Origin of the sequence: Bacillus methanolicus PB1 (genome assembly GCF_000262755.1) — a bacterium.
GTDB classification, from domain to species: Bacteria; Bacillota; Bacilli; order Bacillales; family Cytobacillaceae; genus Bacillus_Z; species Bacillus_Z methanolicus.
This window is the reverse complement of the sequence record NZ_AFEU01000001.1, coordinates 278,034-298,338: the sequence shown is the minus strand read 5'-3', so window position 1 is coordinate 298,338 and position 20,305 is coordinate 278,034. Positions and strand designations below refer to the sequence as shown.

Below are 20,305 nucleotides of genomic sequence, written 5' to 3'. Positions count from 1 at the left end.
CTAAGGGTCAGACCCCATAACACAATATATAGGACATAATGTTGGATAAATGTGCTGTATATTGATAAATACACATGGGGTCAGACCCTTATGAGTCAGCCTCTTTCTGTTTTTCCAGAAATATTTTGCTTCAATGCCAATACCAATTCTTCATCGGGTGTTACATAAACGGTTTGCTGGTTTTCGTAAATCACAAATCCCGGTTTTGCTCCGTTTGGTTTTTTGACATATCGGACTTGCGTATAATCTACCGGTACTGAGCTTGAATTTCGAGCTTTACTGAAATAGGCTGCTATATTTGCTGCTTCAAGGATTGTTTTCTCAGTCGGAGTCTTGCTTCGAATGACTACATGGGATCCGGGTATATCTTTTGCATGAAGCCAAATTTCATCTCTTGCAGCTAATTTATTTGTCAAATAATCATTTTGTTTATTATTTTTGCCAACAAGAATTTCTGTTCCATCTGAAGAAAGATATTTGTCCAAAACAGGTTTTGTATTGATCTTTTTCTTATTTTGCTGTTTTTGTCGTTCTCGCAAGTAACCGCCCTCAATTAGTTCCTCTCTTATTTCCATAATATCTTTCGTTGATGCTGATTCTAATTGCTGCAGAAGTGAATCGATGTAGGAAATTTCCACTTTTGCTTTTTCAATTTGCTCTTGAATAACCGTAAGCGCATTTTTTGCTTTTTGGTATTTTGTAAAATACTTTTGGGCGTTTTCCGAAGGGGATTTTTGCGGATCAAGCGGAATCACAATCGTCCCGTTATTTTCATCATAATAGTTCATTACTTCAACTTCTTTCATTCCTTTTTGAACAGCATATAAATTTGCTGTTAATAATTCTCCATATAATTGAAACTTCTCGGCATTTTTTGCTTCTTCCAGTTCAGATTGAAGCTTTTCAATTTTCTTTATGTTTTTTTCTTTTTCATTAATGATAAACCGCTCCATGTCATTTGCCTGCTGCTTCACTCTGTCGCGTTCAGCTTTGCCAAAGTAATACCTGTCAAGCAATTCACTTAAGGATGAAAAAACTTTATGTTCGCCTTTCAAATGTTCAAGCGGATAAAGGTAGAAAGATTCTTTGCTGCTGCCGTACGTAATCGCCGGGATGTACTCGTTATTTTTGATTTTTTCCATATATGCTAAAAATGTTTTTGGCAGTGTAATCCGGTTTGCCATTCCTGACTGAAAAATCATTTCTTTTGCAAACAGAGGAGAAATCCCTGAAAAATGTTCAACTAGCTGCTTATCAAGTTTGCCGGCATTAAAATCAAGCCGTTTCAAAATTTCCTGCTCGTCTGCTAGGAAAGGATGAAATTTGTTTTGTTCCGGAGGAGCAATGTATTCGTAGCCAGGCAGAACAGCCCTATGCGTATTTACGGCGAAGGAAACATGTTTGATGCTGTCTATAATGGTTTTAGTAGCTTTATCAATTAAAATGATATTGCTGTGACGCCCCATTATTTCAACGATGAGTTGCTTATAAGATACATCTCCGATTTCGTCCCTTCCTTTTACATTAAACACAATGATCCGGTCGAGGCCTTCCTGATATATATTTTCGAGGATAAATCCTTCTAAATGCTTCCTTAGAAGCATGCAAAACATTGGCGGTTCCGCCGGATTTTCAAACGATTCATTCGTCAGCTGCACTCTCGCGTAGCTCGGATGCACAGCTAACAAAAGTTTATGGTTGCTGCCGTTTGCACGTACGGTGAGGATTATTTCATTTTTGGAAGGCTGGTGTATTTTATTAATTCTTCCGCCATTGATTTTTTGGGAAAGTTCGTAAACAATCGCTCTTGTAAATAAACCATCAAATGCCATGAGGGATACATCCTTTTCTGTAGTCTTTTTTAATAGTTTATATCATAGCATAAAAAAGCATTTTTTCGGACAAGGATGAATAAGCTTTCTTTAGGATGAAGACAACGCTTGTCTATTTCTAAAGGAGGAAGTGTGATGGCCGCATGAAGTTCCATGAAATGAGCGAAAGGGAATTAGAACAATCATTAAAAACGGACTTTTCCGCGGGCTTAACCGAAGAAGACGTTAAGACACGGAGAAAAAAGTTTGGCTATAACGTGTTAGCTGAAGGAGAAAAGCAATCTGCTTTACTCTTATTTTTTAGTCAATTTAAAGATTTTATGGTGCTGGTTTTATTGGCAGCCACATTAATTTCAGGTTTGCTTGGAGAATATATTGATGCGATTGCCATTATAGCAATTGTTATCATTAATGGCTTTCTTGGTTTTTTTCAGGAACGAAAAGCAGAGAAATCGCTGCAGGCACTTAAAGAACTGTCCGCTCCGCAAGTGAACGCTTTAAGAGAAGGCAAGTGGGTAAAGATTCCATCAAGAGAAGTTGTTGTTGGTGATATATTAAAGTTCTCAAGCGGCGACAGAATAGGTGCGGATGTAAGATTAATAGCAGTAAACAGCCTTGAAATAGAAGAGTCGGCATTAACGGGAGAATCAGTGCCTGTTCATAAAACAACTGGTCCTTTAACAGGAGAACAAATAGGAATTGGCGACATGGAAAATATGGCGTTTATGGGGGCGATGGTAACCCGCGGAAGTGGGATCGGTGTTGTCGTTGCAACGGGCATGAAAACAGCGATGGGGCAAATAGCCGATTTGTTGGAGAACGCTGAAATGATGGAAACTCCGTTACAGCGCCGCCTTGAACAACTTGGGAAAATCCTTATAACCACTGCGCTCCTTTTAACAGTCCTTGTTGTAGTCATCGGTATTCTCCAAGGCCATGATTTATACACGATGTTCCTTGCCGGAGTTTCCTTGGCAGTTGCAGCGATTCCAGAGGGGCTCCCTGCCATTGTGACAGTTGCCTTATCTCTCGGTGTACAACGGATGATAAAAAAGAATGCAATTGTCCGCAAACTGCCGGCGGTTGAAACTCTTGGCTGTGCATCCGTTATTTGTTCTGATAAGACAGGAACAATGACTCAAAATAAGATGACAGTTACCCATATATGGAGCGGAGGCACTATTTGGACAGTTGATGGCGTAGGATATGAACCGACCGGAAAATTTTACATGAATGAAAACATGATTGACCTAAAAAAAGAAAAAGCTTTGCAGCAGCTTCTCATGTTTGGGATGCTTTGTAATCATGCGGAAGTGATAAGAAAAAACAACGATTACATTATTGATGGAGACCCGACTGAAGGAGCCTTGCTTGTTTCCGCAATGAAGGCAGGTTATTCTAGGGAAACACTTTTGAATCAATATGAAATCGTACATGAATTTCCTTTTGATTCTACACGGAAAATGATGAGTGTCATCGTTAAGGACCGTAACGGACGCCAATTCGTTGTTACAAAAGGGGCTCCGGATGTTTTGATCGGGGTCAGTGAATCGATTCTCTGGGATGGAAAACTTCAAAATTTATCAAAAGAGATGAGAAGCAATGTTCAAAATGCCATAAATGATCTTGCTTCAAGGGCATTGCGAACGATTGCAATCGGTTATAAAGCAATCCCGGCAAATACAGTAATTTTAGATGAAAAGGAAGCTGAAAAAGACTTAATATTGATCGGTCTGCAAGGAATGATCGATCCGCCCAGGCCCGAAGTGAAAACAGCCGTAAAAGAATGCCGGGAAGCAGGGATTAAAACAGTCATGATCACCGGTGACCACGTCATTACCGCAAAGGCTATTGCCGCCCAGCTCGGGATTCTCTCCAAAGAAGCAAGAGTAATTGATGGAAAAACTTTATCTGAAATGTCAATCAGTGAACTGGAAAATGTTGTTGATGAAATATCCGTATTTGCCCGAGTATCCCCTGAACATAAGCTAAAAATCGTAAAAGCATTGCAAAATAAGGGCCACATTGTTGCAATGACAGGCGACGGCGTGAATGATGCACCTGCAATAAAAGCTGCGGATATTGGCGTGGCAATGGGAATTACCGGTACGGATGTTGCAAAAGAGGCATCATCGCTTGTACTTTTGGATGATAATTTTGCAACAATCAAATCAGCGATTAAAGAAGGAAGAAACATTTACGAGAATATTAGAAAGTTTATCAGATATTTACTGGCCTCAAATGTAGGGGAAATCCTTGTCATGTTGTTCGCGATGCTTCTTGCCCTTCCGCTTCCGTTAGTGCCGATTCAAATATTATGGGTAAATCTTGTAACAGATGGTTTGCCTGCAATGGCACTGGGACTTGACCAGCCCGAAGAAAATGTAATGAAAAGGAAACCGCGGAACCCGAATGAAGGAGTTTTTGCAAGGGGACTTGGCTGGAAGGTTATTTCAAGAGGTTTTCTTATAGGCGCTGTAACGTTGGCAGCCTTTATGACAGCATATTACCGGTATTCTGAAAATCTTATCTATGCGCAAACAGTAGCTTTCGCAACGTTAGTTCTTGCCCAGCTCATCCATGTATTTGATTGCAGGAGTGAGCGTTCTGTTTTCTCACGAAATCCTTTCGGGAATCACTACTTGAACTGGGCAGTCTTATCATCATTAATCTTAATGCTGATTGTTATCTACTGCCCGCCGCTTCAATCGATTTTCCATACAGTTCCGATTATATTGAATGACTGGCTGTTGATTTCGGGTCTAGCTTCTATTCCAACTTTTTTATTGGCGGGGTCATTTTTGACAGGAAAAACAAAATGAAATGTGTTATAATCCAAAAGGTAATAGAGATGACTCTATTACCTTTTCTTTATTCGTTTCTTTAATGGATTGGATGTGTTGGAAATGGTCGTAAGCATGACAGGGTTTGGCAGAGGAAAAGCCGAATCATCCGAGTTTTCAGTGACAGCAGAGATTAAATCTGTCAACCATCGTTTTTGTGAATTCCATATCCGTATGCCTCGCCAGTTATTAAAAATAGAAGACAAGATTAAAAAAAAGTTAGCTGAAACGATTCAAAGAGGCAGAGTCGAAGTTTTCATAACAATCGGTGGAACGGGAATCGTTACCCGAAAGGTAAATGTTGACTGGAACTTGCTTGACGAATACTATCATTACATAGAAAAAATAAAAGATCGATATCATTTATCAAACGATGTACCGCTTAAAATTTTACTTGGGCGGGATGAAATCATAACAATCGAAGAAGAAGAGGCTGAGAATGAAGAACTTGAAAAGCTTGTTTTAACAGCTGTAGAAGAGGCTGCATCCGACTTGAATAAAATGCGGAGACAAGAAGGCGAAGCTCTTGAAAAAGATGTGTACATTCACTTGCAAAAGTTGAATGATCGGATTCACTCAGTGGAAAATCTGGCCCCAATTGTCGTTGAACATTATCGGAAAAGACTTGCAAAGCGTATGGAAGATCTGCAAGCCGGAGAAATTGACGAAGCCCGGATTTTAACGGAAACAGCGATCTTTGCCGATAAAGCAGACATTAGTGAAGAAATAGCAAGATTAAAAAGCCATATCCTTCAATTTGACAAAACGGTGAAGCTTAATGAACCGGTAGGAAGAAAGCTCGATTTCTTAGTTCAAGAAATGAACAGGGAAGTAAACACGATCGGCTCAAAAGCAAATGACTACAATATTGCGAATGCAGTTGTAGAAATGAAAATCTTGCTCGAAAAAATCAAAGAACAACTTCAGAATATCGAGTAATTGCCGTTTAGAAATTAAGACTTGCGGTCAAAATAAATAACTAATGATTGGAGGACCAGTATGTCCATAAAATTAATTAATATCGGGTTTGGAAACATTGTTTCAGCCAACCGGATAATATCTATTGTAAGTCCCGAGTCTGCACCCATAAAAAGGATCATTCAGGATGCGCGTGACCGGGGATCCTTAATTGATGCAACATATGGAAGACGAACACGGGCAGTAATTGTTATGGACAGTGACCATGTCATTTTATCTGCTGTCCAGCCGGAAACTGTTGCCCATCGATTAAATGACCGTGATGAAATAATAGATGAAGGGTAGGATTTTTAATGCAAGAAAAAGGTTTGCTTATTGTTCTTTCCGGACCTTCCGGTGTAGGAAAAGGAACTGTCCGCAAGGAGATTTTTTCCCAGCCCGATATTGCATTTGAATACTCCATTTCAATGACGACAAGACCCCCCCGCGCGGGAGAAGTGGATGGAGTTGATTATTTTTTTAAAACGAGAGAAGAATTTGAAGAATTGATCAAACAGGGAAAACTGCTGGAATACGCTGAATTTGTCGGAAATTATTATGGCACCCCGATTGATTATGTTGAGGAAACTCTCAACGCAGGGAAGGATGTATTCCTTGAAATTGAAGTTCAGGGAGCTCGCCAAGTCAGGGAAAAATTTCCTGATGGATTATTTATTTTCTTGGTGCCGCCAAGTTTATCGGAACTCAAAAACAGGATTGTTACCCGTGGAACAGAAACAGAAGAAGTAATTAATAATAGAATGACGGTGGCGCGTGAAGAAATCGAGATGATGAGTTTATATGATTATGTTGTCGAAAATGACCGTGTTGAGCTTGCTGTAGAACGGATCAAAGCGATTGTAATCGCAGAGCATTGCCGCAGGGAGAGAGTTGAATACCGTTATAAGAAAATGTTGGAGGTAGAATATTGATGCTTTATCCATCGATCGACGAATTAATGAAAAAAATAGATTCAAAATACTCGCTTGTTACGGTAGCTGCAAAAAGAGCGAGGGATTTGCAGCAAAAAGGAAAACTTAGTTTGGATCATTACGTTTCCCATAAATTTGTAGGTAAAGCTTTGGAGGAAATTTACATGGACCGGCTTTACTATACGACGGATTCATCCAAAAAAGAGGTTCAAGAAGATTAATTGCCTGTAAAATTAGGGGCGGCTCATAAGGGCCTGACTCCCTCCTACTATGACAACAGATAGAATGGTTCAATTTTGTTCGTCTAAATGTTGTATTGGAGGGGTCTGGCCCTTTTATTATGTCAAAAAGGTGAAAAAAACTGTTCGTTCTTGCATAATAGAAATATCAAACTCTATGCAAATAACCTAGCTGTTTTTATTGGCTAACAAAAATGGAGGATTTTTATATGCTTATCGGAAAAAAAATATTGCTTTGTGTTACGGGGGGAATAGCAGTTTATAAAGCTGCTGCCCTTACAAGCAAGCTGACTCAGACCGGTGCAGAAGTAAAAGTAATTATGAGCGAATCAGCAACGGAGTTTGTAACTCCGCTGACTTTTCAGGCGTTATCCAGAAACGAAGTATTTACAGATACATTTGATGAAAAAAACCCGAAGGTGATCGCCCATATTGATTTGGCAGATTGGGCTGATCTTGTATTGGTAGCGCCTGCTACTGCGAATGTTATCGGGAAGCTTGCAAACGGAATTGCAGATAATATGGTCACCACTACACTACTTGCCACGACTGCTCCGGTTTGGATTGCCCCTGCAATGAACGTTCATATGTATGATCATCCTGCCGTACAGAAAAATATTGAGCAATTATACAATTTTGGATACCGGTTTATTGAACCTTCCGAAGGATATTTGGCGTGCGGTTATGTCGGCAAAGGAAGACTGGAAGAACCTGAAAAAATCGTTTCTATCATTGAAGATTTTTTTAACAAGAAAAAAAACTCTTTTGCTGGAAAGACCGTTCTCGTAACGGCAGGACCGACAAGGGAAAAAATTGACCCTGTACGCTACATTACAAACCGATCATCCGGAAAAATGGGTTATGCGATTGCGGAGGAAGCGGCAATAAGCGGTGCAAATGTAGTTCTTGTTTCCGGTCCGGTCAATCTTTCGGCACCACGAGGAGTCACTTTGGTCAATGTTGAAAGTGCAAAAGATATGTATGATGCAGTAATGGAACGGTTTAACGATGCAGACGTTGTCATTAAAACCGCAGCAGTCGCTGACTACCGGCCAAAGTATCCTGCTGATCAAAAAATGAAAAAACAGGATGGCAGTCAAATTTTGGAGTTGGAAAGGACAAAAGATATCCTGCTCGAACTTGGGCAGAAAAAGGAAAAGCAAATCTTAGTCGGGTTTGCTGCGGAAACCGATCAAGTTGAGGAATATGCAAAACAAAAATTATTGAATAAAAATGCCGATATGATTGTTGCCAATAATGTAAAGGCAGAAGGAGCCGGATTTGATACGGATACAAATATCGTAACCATTTTTAAGCGGGACGGAACATCTGAACATTTGCCGTTAATGTCAAAAAAAGAAGTCGCAAAAAAGATTTTAAAGGAAGTTTCCCTTCTCTTGGAAGGTGAAAGTAAGTGAACATTGCAAGTGTGATTGTTGATGTTCCGGCAAAGCAAACGGACAAGCCATTCGATTATTTAATACCCGAGAAATGGAAAGACGTGATCATGCCGGGAATGAGAGTGTCCGTTCCATTTGGTTTCCGGCAAATTCAAGGGTTTGTCACACAAATTAAAAGTTCATCCGATTTTGATAAATTAAAAGAAATAACGGAACCGATGGATTTGAACCCGGTGTTGACAAAAGAACTTCTGTTACTTGGGGACTGGCTGACGGAACATGCCCTTTGCTACAAAATAACTGCATATCAAGCGATGCTTCCTGCGGCGCTAAAAGCAAAATATCAAAAGAAATTAAGAGTAGTTGATGGAACGGAAATCGGTGATTTGCCTCAAGACCTTCAAACTTTATTTGCTGATCGCGATTCAATTCTATGGGAAGAGATTATAAAAAAAGGGCTTGTTTCCAAATTTCAAAAAGAAGCAGCAAAAGGTACTGTAGAGGTCATATATGAGGTAAAGGAAAGGGTTAAGAAAAAAAGGGTAAAACATATTTTTCCACTGTTAAGCCGGGAACTGCTCCAAATTGAAAAGGAAAAGCTTCCTCCCCAAGCATCAAAGCAAAAAGAAGCAATTGATTATTTTATAAAAAACTCCGAACCGATTGAATTGCGTCTCCTTACATATGAATTTGGAATATCTTCCGGGGCGGTTAAAGGATTGATTACAAAAAAAATACTAGGCGAAAAAGTGGTTGAAGTTTATAGAAACCCTTTTGAAGATCGCAAATTTGTTAAGACTGAGCCGCTAAAATTAACTAGGGACCAAGCGAAAGCGATCGGACCGATTTTATCATCGATTGAAAACAATGAACATGAGGTATTTCTCCTTTACGGGGTTACAGGAAGCGGAAAAACAGAGATTTATTTGCAATCCATTCAAAAAGTGATTGAAAAAGGAAAAGAAGCGATCGTCCTTGTTCCAGAAATATCTTTAACACCGCAAATGGTAACTAGATTTAAAGGCAGATTTGGAGATCAAGTTGCCGTGCTTCACAGCGGTTTGTCTCAAGGAGAAAAGTATGATGAATGGCGGAAAATTCAACGGAAGGAAGTAAAGGTGGCAGTCGGGGCAAGGTCGGCCATTTTTGCACCCTTTGAAAATATCGGAATCATCATCATTGATGAAGAACATGAAACAAGCTATAAACAGGAAGAAACCCCCCGTTATCATGCAAAAGATGTCGCTATTCAAAGGGCAGAATACCATGGGTGTCCGGTCGTTTTAGGAAGTGCAACTCCTTCATTAGAATCTTTTGCGAGGGCGAAAAAAGGTGTTTTTCATTTACTGACACTTTCAAATCGGATGAATAATCAGCCGCTCCCGGCCGTAAAGATCGTCGATATGAGAGAAGAACTAAGAGCAGGAAACCGGTCGATGTTTTCAAGGGTGCTCCTTGAAAAGCTGAAAGACAGATTAGAGAAAAAAGAACAGACTGTTTTATTCTTGAATAAACGGGGCTACTCTTCGTTTGTCATGTGCCGCTCTTGCGGCTACGTTTTAAATTGCCCGCATTGTGATATTTCCTTGACATATCACCGTTTTAACGAACAAATGAAATGTCATTATTGCGGATATGAACAGCACGTCCCCCCTCTTTGTCCTGAATGCCAAAGTGATCATATTCGTTATTTTGGAACTGGTACGCAAAAAGTGGAAGAAGAACTGGCAAAAATTTTGCCTGAAGCAAGAGTCATACGGATGGATGTAGATACTACGAGCAGAAAAGGAGCGCATGAACGCCTCCTCAGTGATTTTCAGGAAGGAAAGGCAGACATTTTACTTGGTACGCAAATGATTGCGAAAGGTCTCGATTTTCCAAATATTACACTCGTTGGGGTGTTATCGGCAGATACAATGCTCCATCTTCCGGATTTTCGGTCTTCGGAAAAAACGTTTCAGTTGTTGACCCAGGTTAGCGGCAGGGCTGGAAGGCATGAATTAGAAGGGGAAGTTGTCATTCAGACGTACAGTCCTGAACATTATAGTATTGAGCTGGCAGGTGATCAGGATTATAACCGCTTTTACCAAAAGGAAATGATGATCCGCAAAATTCATAAATATCCACCGTTTTACTACATTTCTCTCGTAACGGTAAGCCATGAACACTTAATGAAGGTTGTGTCGGTAACCGAGAAAATTACAACCTTTTTACAGTCAAGGTTATCAAATGAAGCGATTGTACTTGGACCCGTTGCGTCGCCGGTTCCCCGCATCAACGATAGATATCGTTATCAATGTTTGATAAAATACAAACGTGAGCCTGAACTCGGCAAAGCTTTAAGAGTGGTATTAGACCATTATCAACAAGAGATGGCTTCTGATGGATTACAAATCTCTATCGATCTAAATCCATATATTTTAATGTAACGGTTATGAAAAAAATTCATTTAGCCGAAGATGAATATATACAAGAAAAATGGAGGACCAGCATTGGCAGTAAAGAAAATTGTCACCTATCCAGCAGAAATATTAGAACAGCAATGTGAGCCTGTTACGGTTTTCGATAAAAAACTTTCTAAACTTCTTAATAATATGTACAATACAATGATTGAATATGATGGAGTAGGTCTTGCGGCTCCGCAAATAGGAGTGAAGAAGCAAATTGCCATCGTTGATATTGATGATGAAACAGGAACGATTGAATTAATAAACCCGGAAATCTTGGAAACATCAGGAGAACAAACAGGCCCTGAAGGATGTTTAAGTTTTCCGGGACTTTACGGCGAGGTTACACGCCCCTATTTTGTAAAAGTGAAAGCACAGGATCGGAAAGGAAAACCTTTTATTCTTGAAGCAGAGGATTTTCTCGCCAGAGCGATCCAGCATGAAATTGATCATCTGCAGGGTGTCCTGTTTACTTCAAAAGTGACAAGATACTTGGAAGAAGATGAGTTGGAAGGGTTGGAAGGTGAATGACTAAAATTGTATTTATGGGAACGCCCGATTTTTCTGTCCCCATCTTGCAGCAGCTGATTCAAGACGGATACGAAATAATTGGAGTTGTTACCCAGCCCGACAGGCCGGTGGGAAGAAAAAAAATCTTGACACCGCCGCCGGTTAAAGTAGAAGCAGAAAAACACGGAATTCCTGTTTTTCAACCTGAAAAAATCCGCAACCCGGAAGAGCTTGAAAAAATCTTGGCTCTTGAGCCGGATCTAATTGTTACAGCTGCCTTTGGACAAATATTGCCAAAGGAATTGTTGGAAGCCCCGAAGTATGGCTGCATTAATGTCCATGCTTCGCTTTTGCCCGAACTTCGCGGCGGTGCGCCGATCCACTATGCCATTTTAGAAGGAAAGAAAAAAACGGGAATTACCATTATGTATATGGTTGAAAAATTAGATGCAGGAGATATATTAACACAGTCGGAAGTTATGATCACAGATGAAGACACTGTAGGAACACTGCATGACAAATTAAGTGAAACAGGTGCAAAGCTGTTATCGGAAACGATACCGAAGCTTATTAAAGGTGAACTTAAACCAGTTCCGCAAAATGAAGAAGAAGCGACACTTGCATATAACATAAAAAGAGAACAAGAAAGAATAGACTGGTCAAAAAGCGGTGAAGAAATCTATAACCATATTCGCGGAATGAATCCTTGGCCGGTTGCCTATACAACTATGAATCATTCAGTATTAAAAATTTGGCGCGGTGAAAAGGTTCCCGCCAAGGTAAAATCTGAACCCGGGACAATTTTAGCAATTTCCAAAGACGGGATTATCGTTTCAACCGGAGATGATACAGCCATAAAGATTACGGAACTTCAACCTTCAGGGAAAAAACGGATGACGGCGGAACAATTTTTACACGGGGGCGGCTCTCAAATAACGATCGGAACAAGATTAGGAGAAGAGCATGAAGAGTAAAAAAAACGTTCGTGAAATAGCTTTAAATCTCCTTGAAACAATTGAAAAGAACCAATCATACAGCAACTTATTGTTAAATAGCAAGATCGAAAAAAATAAAATCGATCAAAAAGATGTCGGGCTTTTGACAGAATTAACCTACGGAACACTGCAGCGCCAAATGACGCTCGATTATTTTTTAAAGCCATTTATTAAAAAAAAGCCCGATAGATGGGTTTTGCATTTACTACGGCTGACACTGTACCAAATGGTATATTTAGATAAGATTCCTGACCGGGCATCGATATATGAAGCTGTAGAAATCGCAAAAAAACGCGGCCATAAAGGGATTGCAAGTATGGTAAACGGAGTTTTAAGGAGCATCCAAAGGGAAGGGCTGCCTTCATTGGAAAATATTAAAGATCCAATAGAGCGTCTGGCTGTTGAAACGAGTCATCCTGCATGGCTCGTCAAGAGGTGGACAGACCAATTTGGGTTTGAGAAAACAAAAAAAATGTGTGAAACAAATTTAACAGCTCCACTCCAGACAGCTAGAGTCAACGTGACAAAAATCAGCCGGGACGAGTGTTTGCAGCTGTTAGAAAACGAAGGTTTCAATGTAGAAGCCAGCCCGATCATTCCTGAAGCGATAAGATGTTTAAAAGGCAATCTGGCAGCTTCCAATGCATTTAAAAATGGCTTGATTACCATTCAGGACGAAAGTTCCATGCTGGTCGCTTATGCACTGAATATCGAAGAAAACAATACCGTCCTTGATGCATGCGCAGCTCCGGGAGGGAAATCAACCCATATTGCTGAAAGGCTGAATAAAACCGGTAAAGTCATTTCGCTCGACCTCCATGACCATAAGGTAAAACTTATTGGCATAGCTGCTGAGCGCCTCGGGCTGAACAATATTGAAGCAAAGGCCTTAGACTCAAGGTTCGTACCCGAACATTTTGCCGCTGAATCATTTGACAGGATTCTTCTTGATGCACCTTGTTCAGGACTTGGTGTGATGAGAAGAAAACCGGACATAAAATATACAAAGATGGAAGAGGATATATACAAATTAAAACAAGTGCAGCAAGATTTGTTAAATTCTGTTGCCCCTCTTCTGAAAAAAGGCGGCATTCTTGTTTACAGCACATGTACTATTGAAAAGGAAGAAAACCAGGAAGTAGTCGAAAGTTTCTTAAATAGAAATGATTTATTTGAAGGCGACGAAACTCTTAAGGAGCGAATGCCGGAAGCGGTTAAGCCCCTTGTCGACAATTTTATGCTGCAAATTCTTCCGCAGAATTTTGGATCGGACGGATTTTATATTGCTTGCTTAAGAAAGAAGGTGTAATCAGTTGGAACAAACAATCGCAACTGAGAAAAATACTGCTATAGAAATGAAGAAACCTTCCATATATTCATTTCAGCTTCACGAATTAAAGGACTGGTTAAAAGAGCATAACGAAAAGGCTTTTCGTGCTGAGCAAATTTTTGATTGGCTGTACAAAAAAAGAGTTTCTGATATTGAAGAAATGAGCAATTTGCCGAAAACATTAAGAGAAATGCTTAAAGATCATTTTACCCTGACAACTTTAAAGACGATAATAAAACAGACGTCGCTTGACGGAACGATTAAATTTTTATTTGAATTGCATGATGGATATTCGATTGAAACGGTGTTAATGCGGCATGATTATGGAAATTCGGTTTGTGTTACAACTCAAGTCGGCTGCCGGATTGGCTGTACATTTTGTGCATCTACTTTAGGAGGATTGAAACGTAATTTAGAAGCAGGAGAAATTGTCGCACAGGTCGTAAAAGTACAACAGGCGCTTGATGAAACCGGGGAACGCGTAAGTTCAGTTGTTATCATGGGAATTGGCGAACCATTTGACAACTATGATCAAATGATTTCGTTTCTAAAAATCATCAATCATGATAAAGGGTTAAATATCGGTGCACGCCATATTACTGTTTCAACGAGCGGAATAATTCCAAAAATTTATCAGTTTGCTGATGAAAACATGCAAATCAATTTTGCGATTTCGCTCCATGCGCCAAATACCGAACTAAGGAGCAGTCTGATGCCTATTAACAGAGCATATAAGCTGCCTGATTTAATGAAAGCTGTGCGCTACTACGTTGAGAAAACCGGAAGAAGGGTAAGCTTTGAGTACGGCTTGTTCGGAGGTGTGAATGACCAGGAAGAGCATGCTGAAGAACTGGCAAAACTGATCAAAGGTATAAAATGCCATGTAAACTTGATTCCTGTCAATTATGTGCCTGAAAGAAATTATGTAAGAACTCCGAGAAATCAGATATTTAAATTTGAGAAAACATTAAAAAAACACGGCATCAACGTAACGATTCGCAGAGAGCACGGTCATGACATAGATGCGGCATGTGGACAACTTCGTGCAAAGGAGCGGAAAGAGGAGACGAGGTGATTGAATGAAAGCTGTTTTTATGACAGACCGAGGGAAAATACGCCAGCACAATGAAGATAATGGGGGTATTTATACGAACCGTTCAGGCCAGCGCCTTGCCATCGTCGTTGATGGCATGGGGGGCCACCGTGCCGGAGACGTAGCTAGTGAAATGGCGTTGTTGAATTTAAAAGAATTTTGGGAACAATCTGATCGAATCGTGACTGCCGAACAGGCAGAAAATTGGCTGAAAAAGCATATTGAGAAGATAAACTTAATATTGTTCAATCATTCGAAAAGCCATACTGAATGTGAAGGTATGGGAACAACGATTGTTGCTGCAATTAGTACTGACAAATTTTCAACAATTGCAAATATTGGCGACAGCCGCTGCTATATTTTAAACGAAAACGGGTTTAAGCAGTTAACGGAAGATCATTCTCTAGTTAATGAATTGCTTCGTTCCGGGCAAATTTCAAAAGAAGATGCAGAACATCATCCGAGGAAAAACGTTCTTTTACGGGCACTCGGAACAGAGGAATCTGTTGAAATGGATATTAGGACAATCATCTTTGAAGAAGGAGACATCCTGCTCCTATGTTCTGACGGTCTTTCCAATAAGGTAAGCCAGACAGAAATGGAAGGAGTTTTAAAGAGCGAAAAGAGCCTGGAAAATAAAGCATCTGAATTAATTAACCTTGCGAATGACTACGGCGGTGAAGATAATATTACCCTCGTCATTGTAGAGTTCTCGGACGGCAGTGAGCAGGTGAATCAATGATGATCGGAAAAAGAATAAGCGGCCGTTATAAGATTTTGAGAATGATCGGCGGAGGCGGAATGGCCAACGTTTATTTAGCCCATGATATGATTCTTGACCGGGATGTTGCTGTGAAAATGCTCCGTCTTGATTTTGCCAATGATGAAGAATTTATCCGCCGTTTTCATCGGGAAGCGCAATCCGCAACAAGTCTTGCTCACCCGAATATTGTCAGCATTTATGATGTGGGTGAAGAGAACGATCTTTATTATATTGTCATGGAATATGTCGACGGTCAAACGTTAAAGCAATACATACAGCAAAATTCGCCCATTCCGACCGAAACTGCACTTGAAATCATGCAGCAGCTGACATCTGCAATCTCACATGCCCACCAAAATGATATCATCCATCGTGACATCAAACCGCACAATATTTTACTTGATAGAAACGGGAATGTTAAAATTACTGATTTTGGGATTGCGATGGCTTTGAGTGCAACAAGCATTACCCAGACGAATTCAGTGCTTGGCTCCGTTCATTACCTCTCTCCTGAACAGGCAAGGGGAGGTATGGCAAATAAAAAATCGGACATCTATTCTCTTGGAATTGTTATGTTTGAAATGCTTACCGGCAGGCTTCCTTTTTCGGGTGAGTCGGCTGTATCGATCGCATTGAAACACTTGCAGTCGGAAACTCCTTCTTTAAAACGGTGGAATCCATCGATTCCACAAAGTGTTGAAAATATAGTTTTAAAAGCAACAGCAAAAGATCCTTTTCACCGATATGACAGTGTGGATGAAATGGAAGAGGATATTCGGACCGCTTTGGATCCTGACCGAATGAATGAAGAAAAATTTGTCATTCCGAAAGATGACGAAGCAACGAAAGCCATTCCCGTTATTACGAATGACCGGACTTTTGCTGATTTAGAAGAAACAATCATTCGTGGAAAAGATCAAAATTCTGCGGAAGAACAACATCAAAATGGAACAAACGATGTAAAAAAAGCTAAGAAGAAATGGCCATGGATATTAGTTTCTGTATTTACTCTTTTAGTTTTATCCGGAGTATTAACCGTTACTGTTGTTCCGAATCTGCTAGTTCCGGATGAGGTCGAAGTGCCTGATGTGACGGGCATGGATGTGGACGAGGCGAAATCGGAATTATTAGAGGCGAAGTTTGTCATTGGAGAAACAAAAGAAATAACTTCGGATGAATTTGAAGAAGGCCTTGTCGTAAGAACCGATCCGAAAGCCGGAAAAATGGTGAAAGAAGGAACAACAATTGATATTTACCAAAGTATCGGAAAGAAAAAATTCGAACTGTCTAACTATAGAGGACGCCGCTATGATGATGTATTCCGTCTTCTGGAATATAAAAGTTTCAAAGATATATCAAAAAATGAAATATATGATAACAGTGAACCTGGAACAATCCTTGGTCAAAATTTTCCTGAAGGAGAAGAAGTTGTTCCTGAAGAGACAAAATTGGAATTTACAGTCAGCAAAGGGCCGGAATTGATTACCTTAAAGGATTTAAGCGGACTGAACAAGAAAGGCGTCCAGAATTATGCAGATTCTATCGGATTAAAGGTCGATATGTCGAAGGAAGAATATCATGATACGATTCCGAAGGGCCTTGTTATTTCTCAAACACCGAAAGCAGGAACTCAATTGGAAAAAGGAAATACGATAACCGTTGTGTTATCGAAAGGAAAGAAAGAAATTCCTCCAAAAACAGTTATGAAAGAAATTACAGTCCCTTATGAGCCTGTTGAAGAGGGGGTTCCTCAAGAAGTTCAGATTTATATTGAAGATATGACCCGCAGTATGACGGAACCATTTGAAACTTTGTATATTACAGAAACGAAAAAATTGAATCTTGAATTTACAATAGAGCATGGGAAAAAAGCAGAATACAAAGTGGTAAGAGATAAAAGCGTGCTTATGGATGAAGTCATTCCATATCCTGAAGAGTAAGTACAAGGAGTGATGCTATGCCAGAAGGCAAAATAATAAAAGCTTTAAGTGGTTTTTACTATGTTTTGGGCAATGATGGAATCATCCAGTGCCGCGGAAGAGGGGTTTTCCGGAAAAATAGAATTACTCCATTAGTCGGCGATAATGTTGTTTATCAAGCTGAGAACGAAACCGATGGGTATATTTTGGAGATAAAAGAGAGGAAAAATGAACTTGTTAGGCCTCCAATTGCAAATGTAGACCAGGCCATCTTAGTATTTTCTGCTGTTGAACCGGATTTCAGCACAGCACTTCTCGACCGGTTTCTTGTTCTCGTTGAGTACAACCATATTAAACCGATTATTTGCATTACAAAAATGGATTTAGTCGACGAAGAAAAAGAAGAAAAAATCCATAAATATGCTTTTGAATACCGAAAAGCAGGATATGACGTTTTGTTAATATCCTCAAAAAAATCCATTGGAGTCGGAGATTTAATTCCGTATTTAGAAGGAAAAATTTCTGTTGTGGCGGGCCAGTCCGGCGTAGGAAAATCTTCTCTGTTAAATGCGCTCAGGCCCGAGCTGGAGCTGAAAACGAATCATATATCTTCTCATCTTGGCAGGGGAAAACATACGACAAGGCATGTCGAATTGATTGAAATTGGAAATGGGCTTGTTGCAGATACGCCCGGATTCAGTTCACTCGAATTTATTGATCTTGAACCGGAAGACTTGAATTCTTGCTTCCCTGATTTTGCTGTTTTAAGTGAAGAATGCAAGTTCAGAGGCTGCCTTCATATTTCAGAACCAAAATGTGCGGTTAAGGATGCAGTTGACGAGGGAAAAATTCCTGTGTACCGATATGAGCACTACAAAGAATTTCTTCAGGAAATTAAACAAAGAAAGCCGAAGTACTAGCGATGGGAAAAATGCCTTTATCTGCTTTTAGCAGTTGGATAACTTCATTATACTTTTTCAAAGTCAGTCCGGTCGAAGGGCTGGCTTTTTTAAAAAAAGTATAAAATTTGATCCTGCTGCAAAATCTTGTTTTGTGGTATTTATCTAGAAAATCTTGAATTGGCTTATCAATTCCCTAAAGTGGCTCATAAATTGCCAAAATTGACAAAAAAACGTACAACTAATCAATTATAGCAAAGGTGATGAAAATGGAGATAAATATTGTGGGCGGAGGTCCTGAAGAGCTATTGCCGGATTTGTCTGAGTTTCGGCATGATGGCAATGTATGGGTAGGAGTGGACCGAGGTGTGTTTACACTTCTCTCTAAGGGCATTACCCCTTATATGGCATTTGGTGATTTTGATTCTGTAACAGCGACGGAAACAAAAAAAATCGAAAAACATGTGCACGTAATGAAAAAATTCAAGCCTGAAAAAGACGAAACCGATATGGAATTGGCTTTCAATTGGGCTCTTGGAGAGCAGCCGGAAAAAATCCGGATGTTTGGGGCTACTGGAGGAAGGCTTGATCATTTTTTTGCAAATGTGCAGCTTCTTTTGAAACCCGCATTAAATAATATTGAATTAAATATTGAAATAATTGATAAACAGAATCATATTTTAATAAAAACACCTGGCAGTTATGAAATGAAAATAAATCAGGATAGAAAATATATTTCATTCATCCCGATGTCTCCGTTTGTTAAAGGGCTCACTCTCGAAGGCTTTAAATATCCGTTAAAAGATTGTCAAATTCCTTGGGGATCGACTCTATGCATTAGTAATGAACTTATTAGTGATTATGGTACTTTTTCTTTTAGCGAAGGCATATTAATGGTGATAAGGAGTCAAGATTAAGGCATTTGACCATGAGCATAGTCACAAATTTTGAATATGATGAAAAGTGTAGGATTGAAAGGCACATGCGTGAGATAGTGAGGAGGGACAGTATGAAATTCTATACGATTAAACTGCCAAAATTTTTAGGCGGTCTTGTCCGGGCAATGTTGGGGGCCTTTAAAAAGGGATAATTGCGTTATAAATATAGATTGAATCCACTCATTTCAAATTCCTTGAAAGACAACCTTATAAAGGAATCAATTTCAGCACCTTCAAGCAGGGTGCTATTTTTTTTCAATATGGTGCAAAATAGGAGAGGCTGTCTCATAAGGGTCTGACCCTTATAAGACAGCCTCTTTTTAAGAATGATTTTTTTATTAAACTCTTTCTACTTTACCGGATTTAAGAGCTCTTGCAGAAACCCAAACACGCTTAGGCTTTCCGTCTACAAGAATTCGGACTTTTTGAAGGTTTGCACCCCATGTACGCTTGCTGGCGTTCATAGCGTGGGAACGCGAATTACCGGAACGAGTTTTTTTACCAGTGATTACACATTTACGCGGCATATCTATTTCCCTCCTAACTTGCAAAGCTGAAACGATTGTTTATTCTTTCATTTGTGATGATTGCCAGAAGTGAATCTGACCCGATTTGGAAAAACACAATCGCCTTAAGTATTCAGTTCATTTAAGATACTTTAATAATTTATCATACAAACCGTTTGAATGCAATAGTTGTCATGTAAGCTTTCAAGAAAAAATCCTTGACATAAGTGTTTAATTAATGCTCAATAATAAGACGAGGCAGTGTGGCTTTTAAAAATATTATCCTTATAGTAAAATGTGTGTAGCCAAGGAGCAAATCCAAAGGGGGAACGTATCATGTCCATTGAACTAAGAACAAAGTACGGGCAAATTGATATTTCAAATGAAGTTATTGCAACAATTGCAGGCGGTGCGGCAGTTGACTGCTATGGGATTGTCGGAATGGCTTCGAAAAACCAAATTAAAGACGGTCTGACTGAAATACTGCGAAAAGATAATTTTACCCGCGGTGTGATGGTTCGCCAGGAAAATGATGAAGTACATATTGACATGTATATTATAGTTAGTTATGGAACGAAAATTTCCGAGGTTGCCCACAACGTGCAATCAAAGGTTAAATACACACTTGATAAAACAGTCGGGCTTGCCGTTGACTCGGTAAATATTTACGTTCAAGGTGTTCGTGTAACGAACCCGTAGTGA

Annotated in this window: 19 protein-coding genes; 17 read left to right on the top strand and 2 right to left on the bottom strand. The window is 39.7% G+C overall.

Annotation, left to right across the window (positions count from 1 at the left end):
- Nucleotides 1–95: 95 nt before the first annotated feature.
- Nucleotides 96–1,832, bottom strand: coding sequence for an Rqc2 family fibronectin-binding protein (locus PB1_RS01315; RefSeq protein ID WP_003350266.1), 1,737 nt, complete (start codon nucleotides 1,830–1,832; stop codon nucleotides 96–98).
- Nucleotides 1,833–1,975: 143 nt separating this feature from the next.
- On the opposite strand from PB1_RS01315, the gene PB1_RS01310 reads away from it, so the two are divergent.
- The 16 genes from PB1_RS01310 to spoVM all read left to right on the top strand — a co-directional run bounded on the left by PB1_RS01310 (nucleotide 1,976) and on the right by spoVM (nucleotide 19,249).
- The gene (locus PB1_RS01310; protein ID WP_003350265.1) at nucleotides 1,976–4,654 is read left to right on the top strand and encodes a calcium-translocating P-type ATPase, PMCA-type; all 2,679 of its coding nucleotides are present in this window, start codon (nucleotides 1,976–1,978) and stop codon (nucleotides 4,652–4,654) included.
- Between the two features lie 84 nt (nucleotides 4,655–4,738).
- On the top strand, nucleotides 4,739–5,614 hold the full coding sequence (locus tag PB1_RS01305; RefSeq protein WP_003350263.1) for a YicC/YloC family endoribonuclease: 876 nt from the start codon (nucleotides 4,739–4,741) through the stop codon (nucleotides 5,612–5,614).
- Nucleotides 5,615–5,674: 60 nt separating this feature from the next.
- Nucleotides 5,675–5,938, top strand: a complete 264-nt coding sequence (remA, locus tag PB1_RS01300) for an extracellular matrix/biofilm regulator RemA (protein WP_003350261.1) — start codon at nucleotides 5,675–5,677, stop codon at nucleotides 5,936–5,938.
- A gap of 8 nt (nucleotides 5,939–5,946) precedes the next feature.
- Complete coding sequence (gene gmk, locus PB1_RS01295; protein ID WP_003350259.1) at nucleotides 5,947–6,564, top strand: guanylate kinase; 618 nt, start codon at nucleotides 5,947–5,949, stop codon at nucleotides 6,562–6,564.
- Nucleotides 6,564–6,785, top strand: a complete 222-nt coding sequence (gene rpoZ / locus PB1_RS01290) for a DNA-directed RNA polymerase subunit omega (protein WP_003350258.1) — start codon at nucleotides 6,564–6,566, stop codon at nucleotides 6,783–6,785. Before gmk ends, rpoZ begins: the two co-directional genes overlap by 1 nt.
- A 227-nt stretch (nucleotides 6,786–7,012) precedes the next feature.
- Nucleotides 7,013–8,221, top strand: coding sequence for a bifunctional phosphopantothenoylcysteine decarboxylase/phosphopantothenate--cysteine ligase CoaBC (gene coaBC / locus PB1_RS01285; protein ID WP_003350257.1), 1,209 nt, complete (start codon nucleotides 7,013–7,015; stop codon nucleotides 8,219–8,221).
- Nucleotides 8,218–10,632 (top strand): primosomal protein N', encoded by a 2,415-nt coding sequence (gene priA / locus PB1_RS01280; protein ID WP_003350256.1) that lies wholly within the window; start codon nucleotides 8,218–8,220, stop codon nucleotides 10,630–10,632. Before coaBC ends, priA begins: the two co-directional genes overlap by 4 nt.
- A 63-nt stretch (nucleotides 10,633–10,695) precedes the next feature.
- Nucleotides 10,696–11,181, top strand: a complete 486-nt coding sequence (gene def, locus PB1_RS01275) for a peptide deformylase (RefSeq protein ID WP_003350255.1) — start codon at nucleotides 10,696–10,698, stop codon at nucleotides 11,179–11,181.
- Complete coding sequence (fmt, locus tag PB1_RS01270; RefSeq protein ID WP_003350254.1) at nucleotides 11,178–12,134, top strand: methionyl-tRNA formyltransferase; 957 nt, start codon at nucleotides 11,178–11,180, stop codon at nucleotides 12,132–12,134. Before def ends, fmt begins: the two co-directional genes overlap by 4 nt.
- On the top strand, nucleotides 12,124–13,464 hold the full coding sequence (gene rsmB, locus PB1_RS01265) for a 16S rRNA (cytosine(967)-C(5))-methyltransferase RsmB (protein WP_003350253.1): 1,341 nt from the start codon (nucleotides 12,124–12,126) through the stop codon (nucleotides 13,462–13,464). Before fmt ends, rsmB begins: the two co-directional genes overlap by 11 nt.
- Nucleotides 13,465–13,510: 46 nt before the next feature.
- On the top strand, nucleotides 13,511–14,560 hold the full coding sequence (rlmN, locus tag PB1_RS01260; protein WP_162139915.1) for a dual-specificity RNA methyltransferase RlmN: 1,050 nt from the start codon (nucleotides 13,511–13,513) through the stop codon (nucleotides 14,558–14,560).
- A gap of 4 nt (nucleotides 14,561–14,564) precedes the next feature.
- Entirely contained in the window at nucleotides 14,565–15,320 is a 756-nt protein-coding gene (locus PB1_RS01255) for a Stp1/IreP family PP2C-type Ser/Thr phosphatase (protein ID WP_003350250.1), read from the top strand.
- Nucleotides 15,317–17,281: a Stk1 family PASTA domain-containing Ser/Thr kinase gene (gene pknB, locus PB1_RS01250; protein WP_034644717.1), complete on the top strand. Its 1,965-nt coding sequence runs from the start codon at nucleotides 15,317–15,319 to the stop codon at nucleotides 17,279–17,281. The genes PB1_RS01255 and pknB overlap by 4 nt, the downstream gene beginning before the upstream one ends.
- A 17-nt stretch (nucleotides 17,282–17,298) precedes the next feature.
- A complete protein-coding gene (rsgA, locus tag PB1_RS01245) occupies nucleotides 17,299–18,180 on the top strand; it encodes a ribosome small subunit-dependent GTPase A (protein ID WP_003350247.1) in 882 nt (293 codons plus the stop codon).
- A gap of 248 nt (nucleotides 18,181–18,428) precedes the next feature.
- Entirely contained in the window at nucleotides 18,429–19,076 is a 648-nt protein-coding gene (locus PB1_RS01240; RefSeq protein ID WP_003350246.1) for a thiamine diphosphokinase, read from the top strand.
- A 92-nt stretch (nucleotides 19,077–19,168) separates the two neighbouring features.
- Nucleotides 19,169–19,249, top strand: coding sequence for a stage V sporulation protein SpoVM (gene spoVM / locus PB1_RS01235; protein WP_003348972.1), 81 nt, complete (start codon nucleotides 19,169–19,171; stop codon nucleotides 19,247–19,249).
- Nucleotides 19,250–19,435: 186 nt separating this feature from the next.
- Here the strand turns inward: spoVM and rpmB are convergent, their stop codons facing one another.
- Nucleotides 19,436–19,624: a 50S ribosomal protein L28 gene (rpmB, locus tag PB1_RS01230; protein ID WP_003350245.1), complete on the bottom strand. Its 189-nt coding sequence runs from the start codon at nucleotides 19,622–19,624 to the stop codon at nucleotides 19,436–19,438.
- Nucleotides 19,625–19,939: 315 nt separating this feature from the next.
- Here rpmB and PB1_RS01225 point away from each other — a divergent pair, with 315 nt between their 5' ends.
- Nucleotides 19,940–20,302, top strand: coding sequence for an Asp23/Gls24 family envelope stress response protein (locus tag PB1_RS01225; RefSeq protein ID WP_003350244.1), 363 nt, complete (start codon nucleotides 19,940–19,942; stop codon nucleotides 20,300–20,302).
- The last annotated feature ends 3 nt before the right edge of the window (nucleotides 20,303–20,305 follow it).

Coding starts and splice junctions, on each gene's coding strand:
- PB1_RS01315 (WP_003350266.1), bottom strand. CDS start 1,832: ATGGCATTTGATGGTTTATTTACAAGAGCGATTGTTTACGAACTTTCC.
- PB1_RS01310 (WP_003350265.1), top strand. CDS start 1,976: ATGAAGTTCCATGAAATGAGCGAAAGGGAATTAGAACAATCATTAAAA.
- PB1_RS01305 (WP_003350263.1), top strand. CDS start 4,739: ATGGTCGTAAGCATGACAGGGTTTGGCAGAGGAAAAGCCGAATCATCC.
- remA (WP_003350261.1), top strand. CDS start 5,675: ATGTCCATAAAATTAATTAATATCGGGTTTGGAAACATTGTTTCAGCC.
- gmk (WP_003350259.1), top strand. CDS start 5,947: ATGCAAGAAAAAGGTTTGCTTATTGTTCTTTCCGGACCTTCCGGTGTA.
- rpoZ (WP_003350258.1), top strand. CDS start 6,564: ATGCTTTATCCATCGATCGACGAATTAATGAAAAAAATAGATTCAAAA.
- coaBC (WP_003350257.1), top strand. CDS start 7,013: ATGCTTATCGGAAAAAAAATATTGCTTTGTGTTACGGGGGGAATAGCA.
- fmt (WP_003350254.1), top strand. CDS start 11,178: ATGACTAAAATTGTATTTATGGGAACGCCCGATTTTTCTGTCCCCATC.
- rsmB (WP_003350253.1), top strand. CDS start 12,124: ATGAAGAGTAAAAAAAACGTTCGTGAAATAGCTTTAAATCTCCTTGAA.
- rlmN (WP_162139915.1), top strand. CDS start 13,511: ATGAAGAAACCTTCCATATATTCATTTCAGCTTCACGAATTAAAGGAC.
- PB1_RS01255 (WP_003350250.1), top strand. CDS start 14,565: ATGAAAGCTGTTTTTATGACAGACCGAGGGAAAATACGCCAGCACAAT.
- pknB (WP_034644717.1), top strand. CDS start 15,317: ATGATGATCGGAAAAAGAATAAGCGGCCGTTATAAGATTTTGAGAATG.
- rsgA (WP_003350247.1), top strand. CDS start 17,299: ATGCCAGAAGGCAAAATAATAAAAGCTTTAAGTGGTTTTTACTATGTT.
- PB1_RS01240 (WP_003350246.1), top strand. CDS start 18,429: ATGGAGATAAATATTGTGGGCGGAGGTCCTGAAGAGCTATTGCCGGAT.
- spoVM (WP_003348972.1), top strand. CDS start 19,169: ATGAAATTCTATACGATTAAACTGCCAAAATTTTTAGGCGGTCTTGTC.
- rpmB (WP_003350245.1), bottom strand. CDS start 19,624: ATGCCGCGTAAATGTGTAATCACTGGTAAAAAAACTCGTTCCGGTAAT.
- PB1_RS01225 (WP_003350244.1), top strand. CDS start 19,940: ATGTCCATTGAACTAAGAACAAAGTACGGGCAAATTGATATTTCAAAT.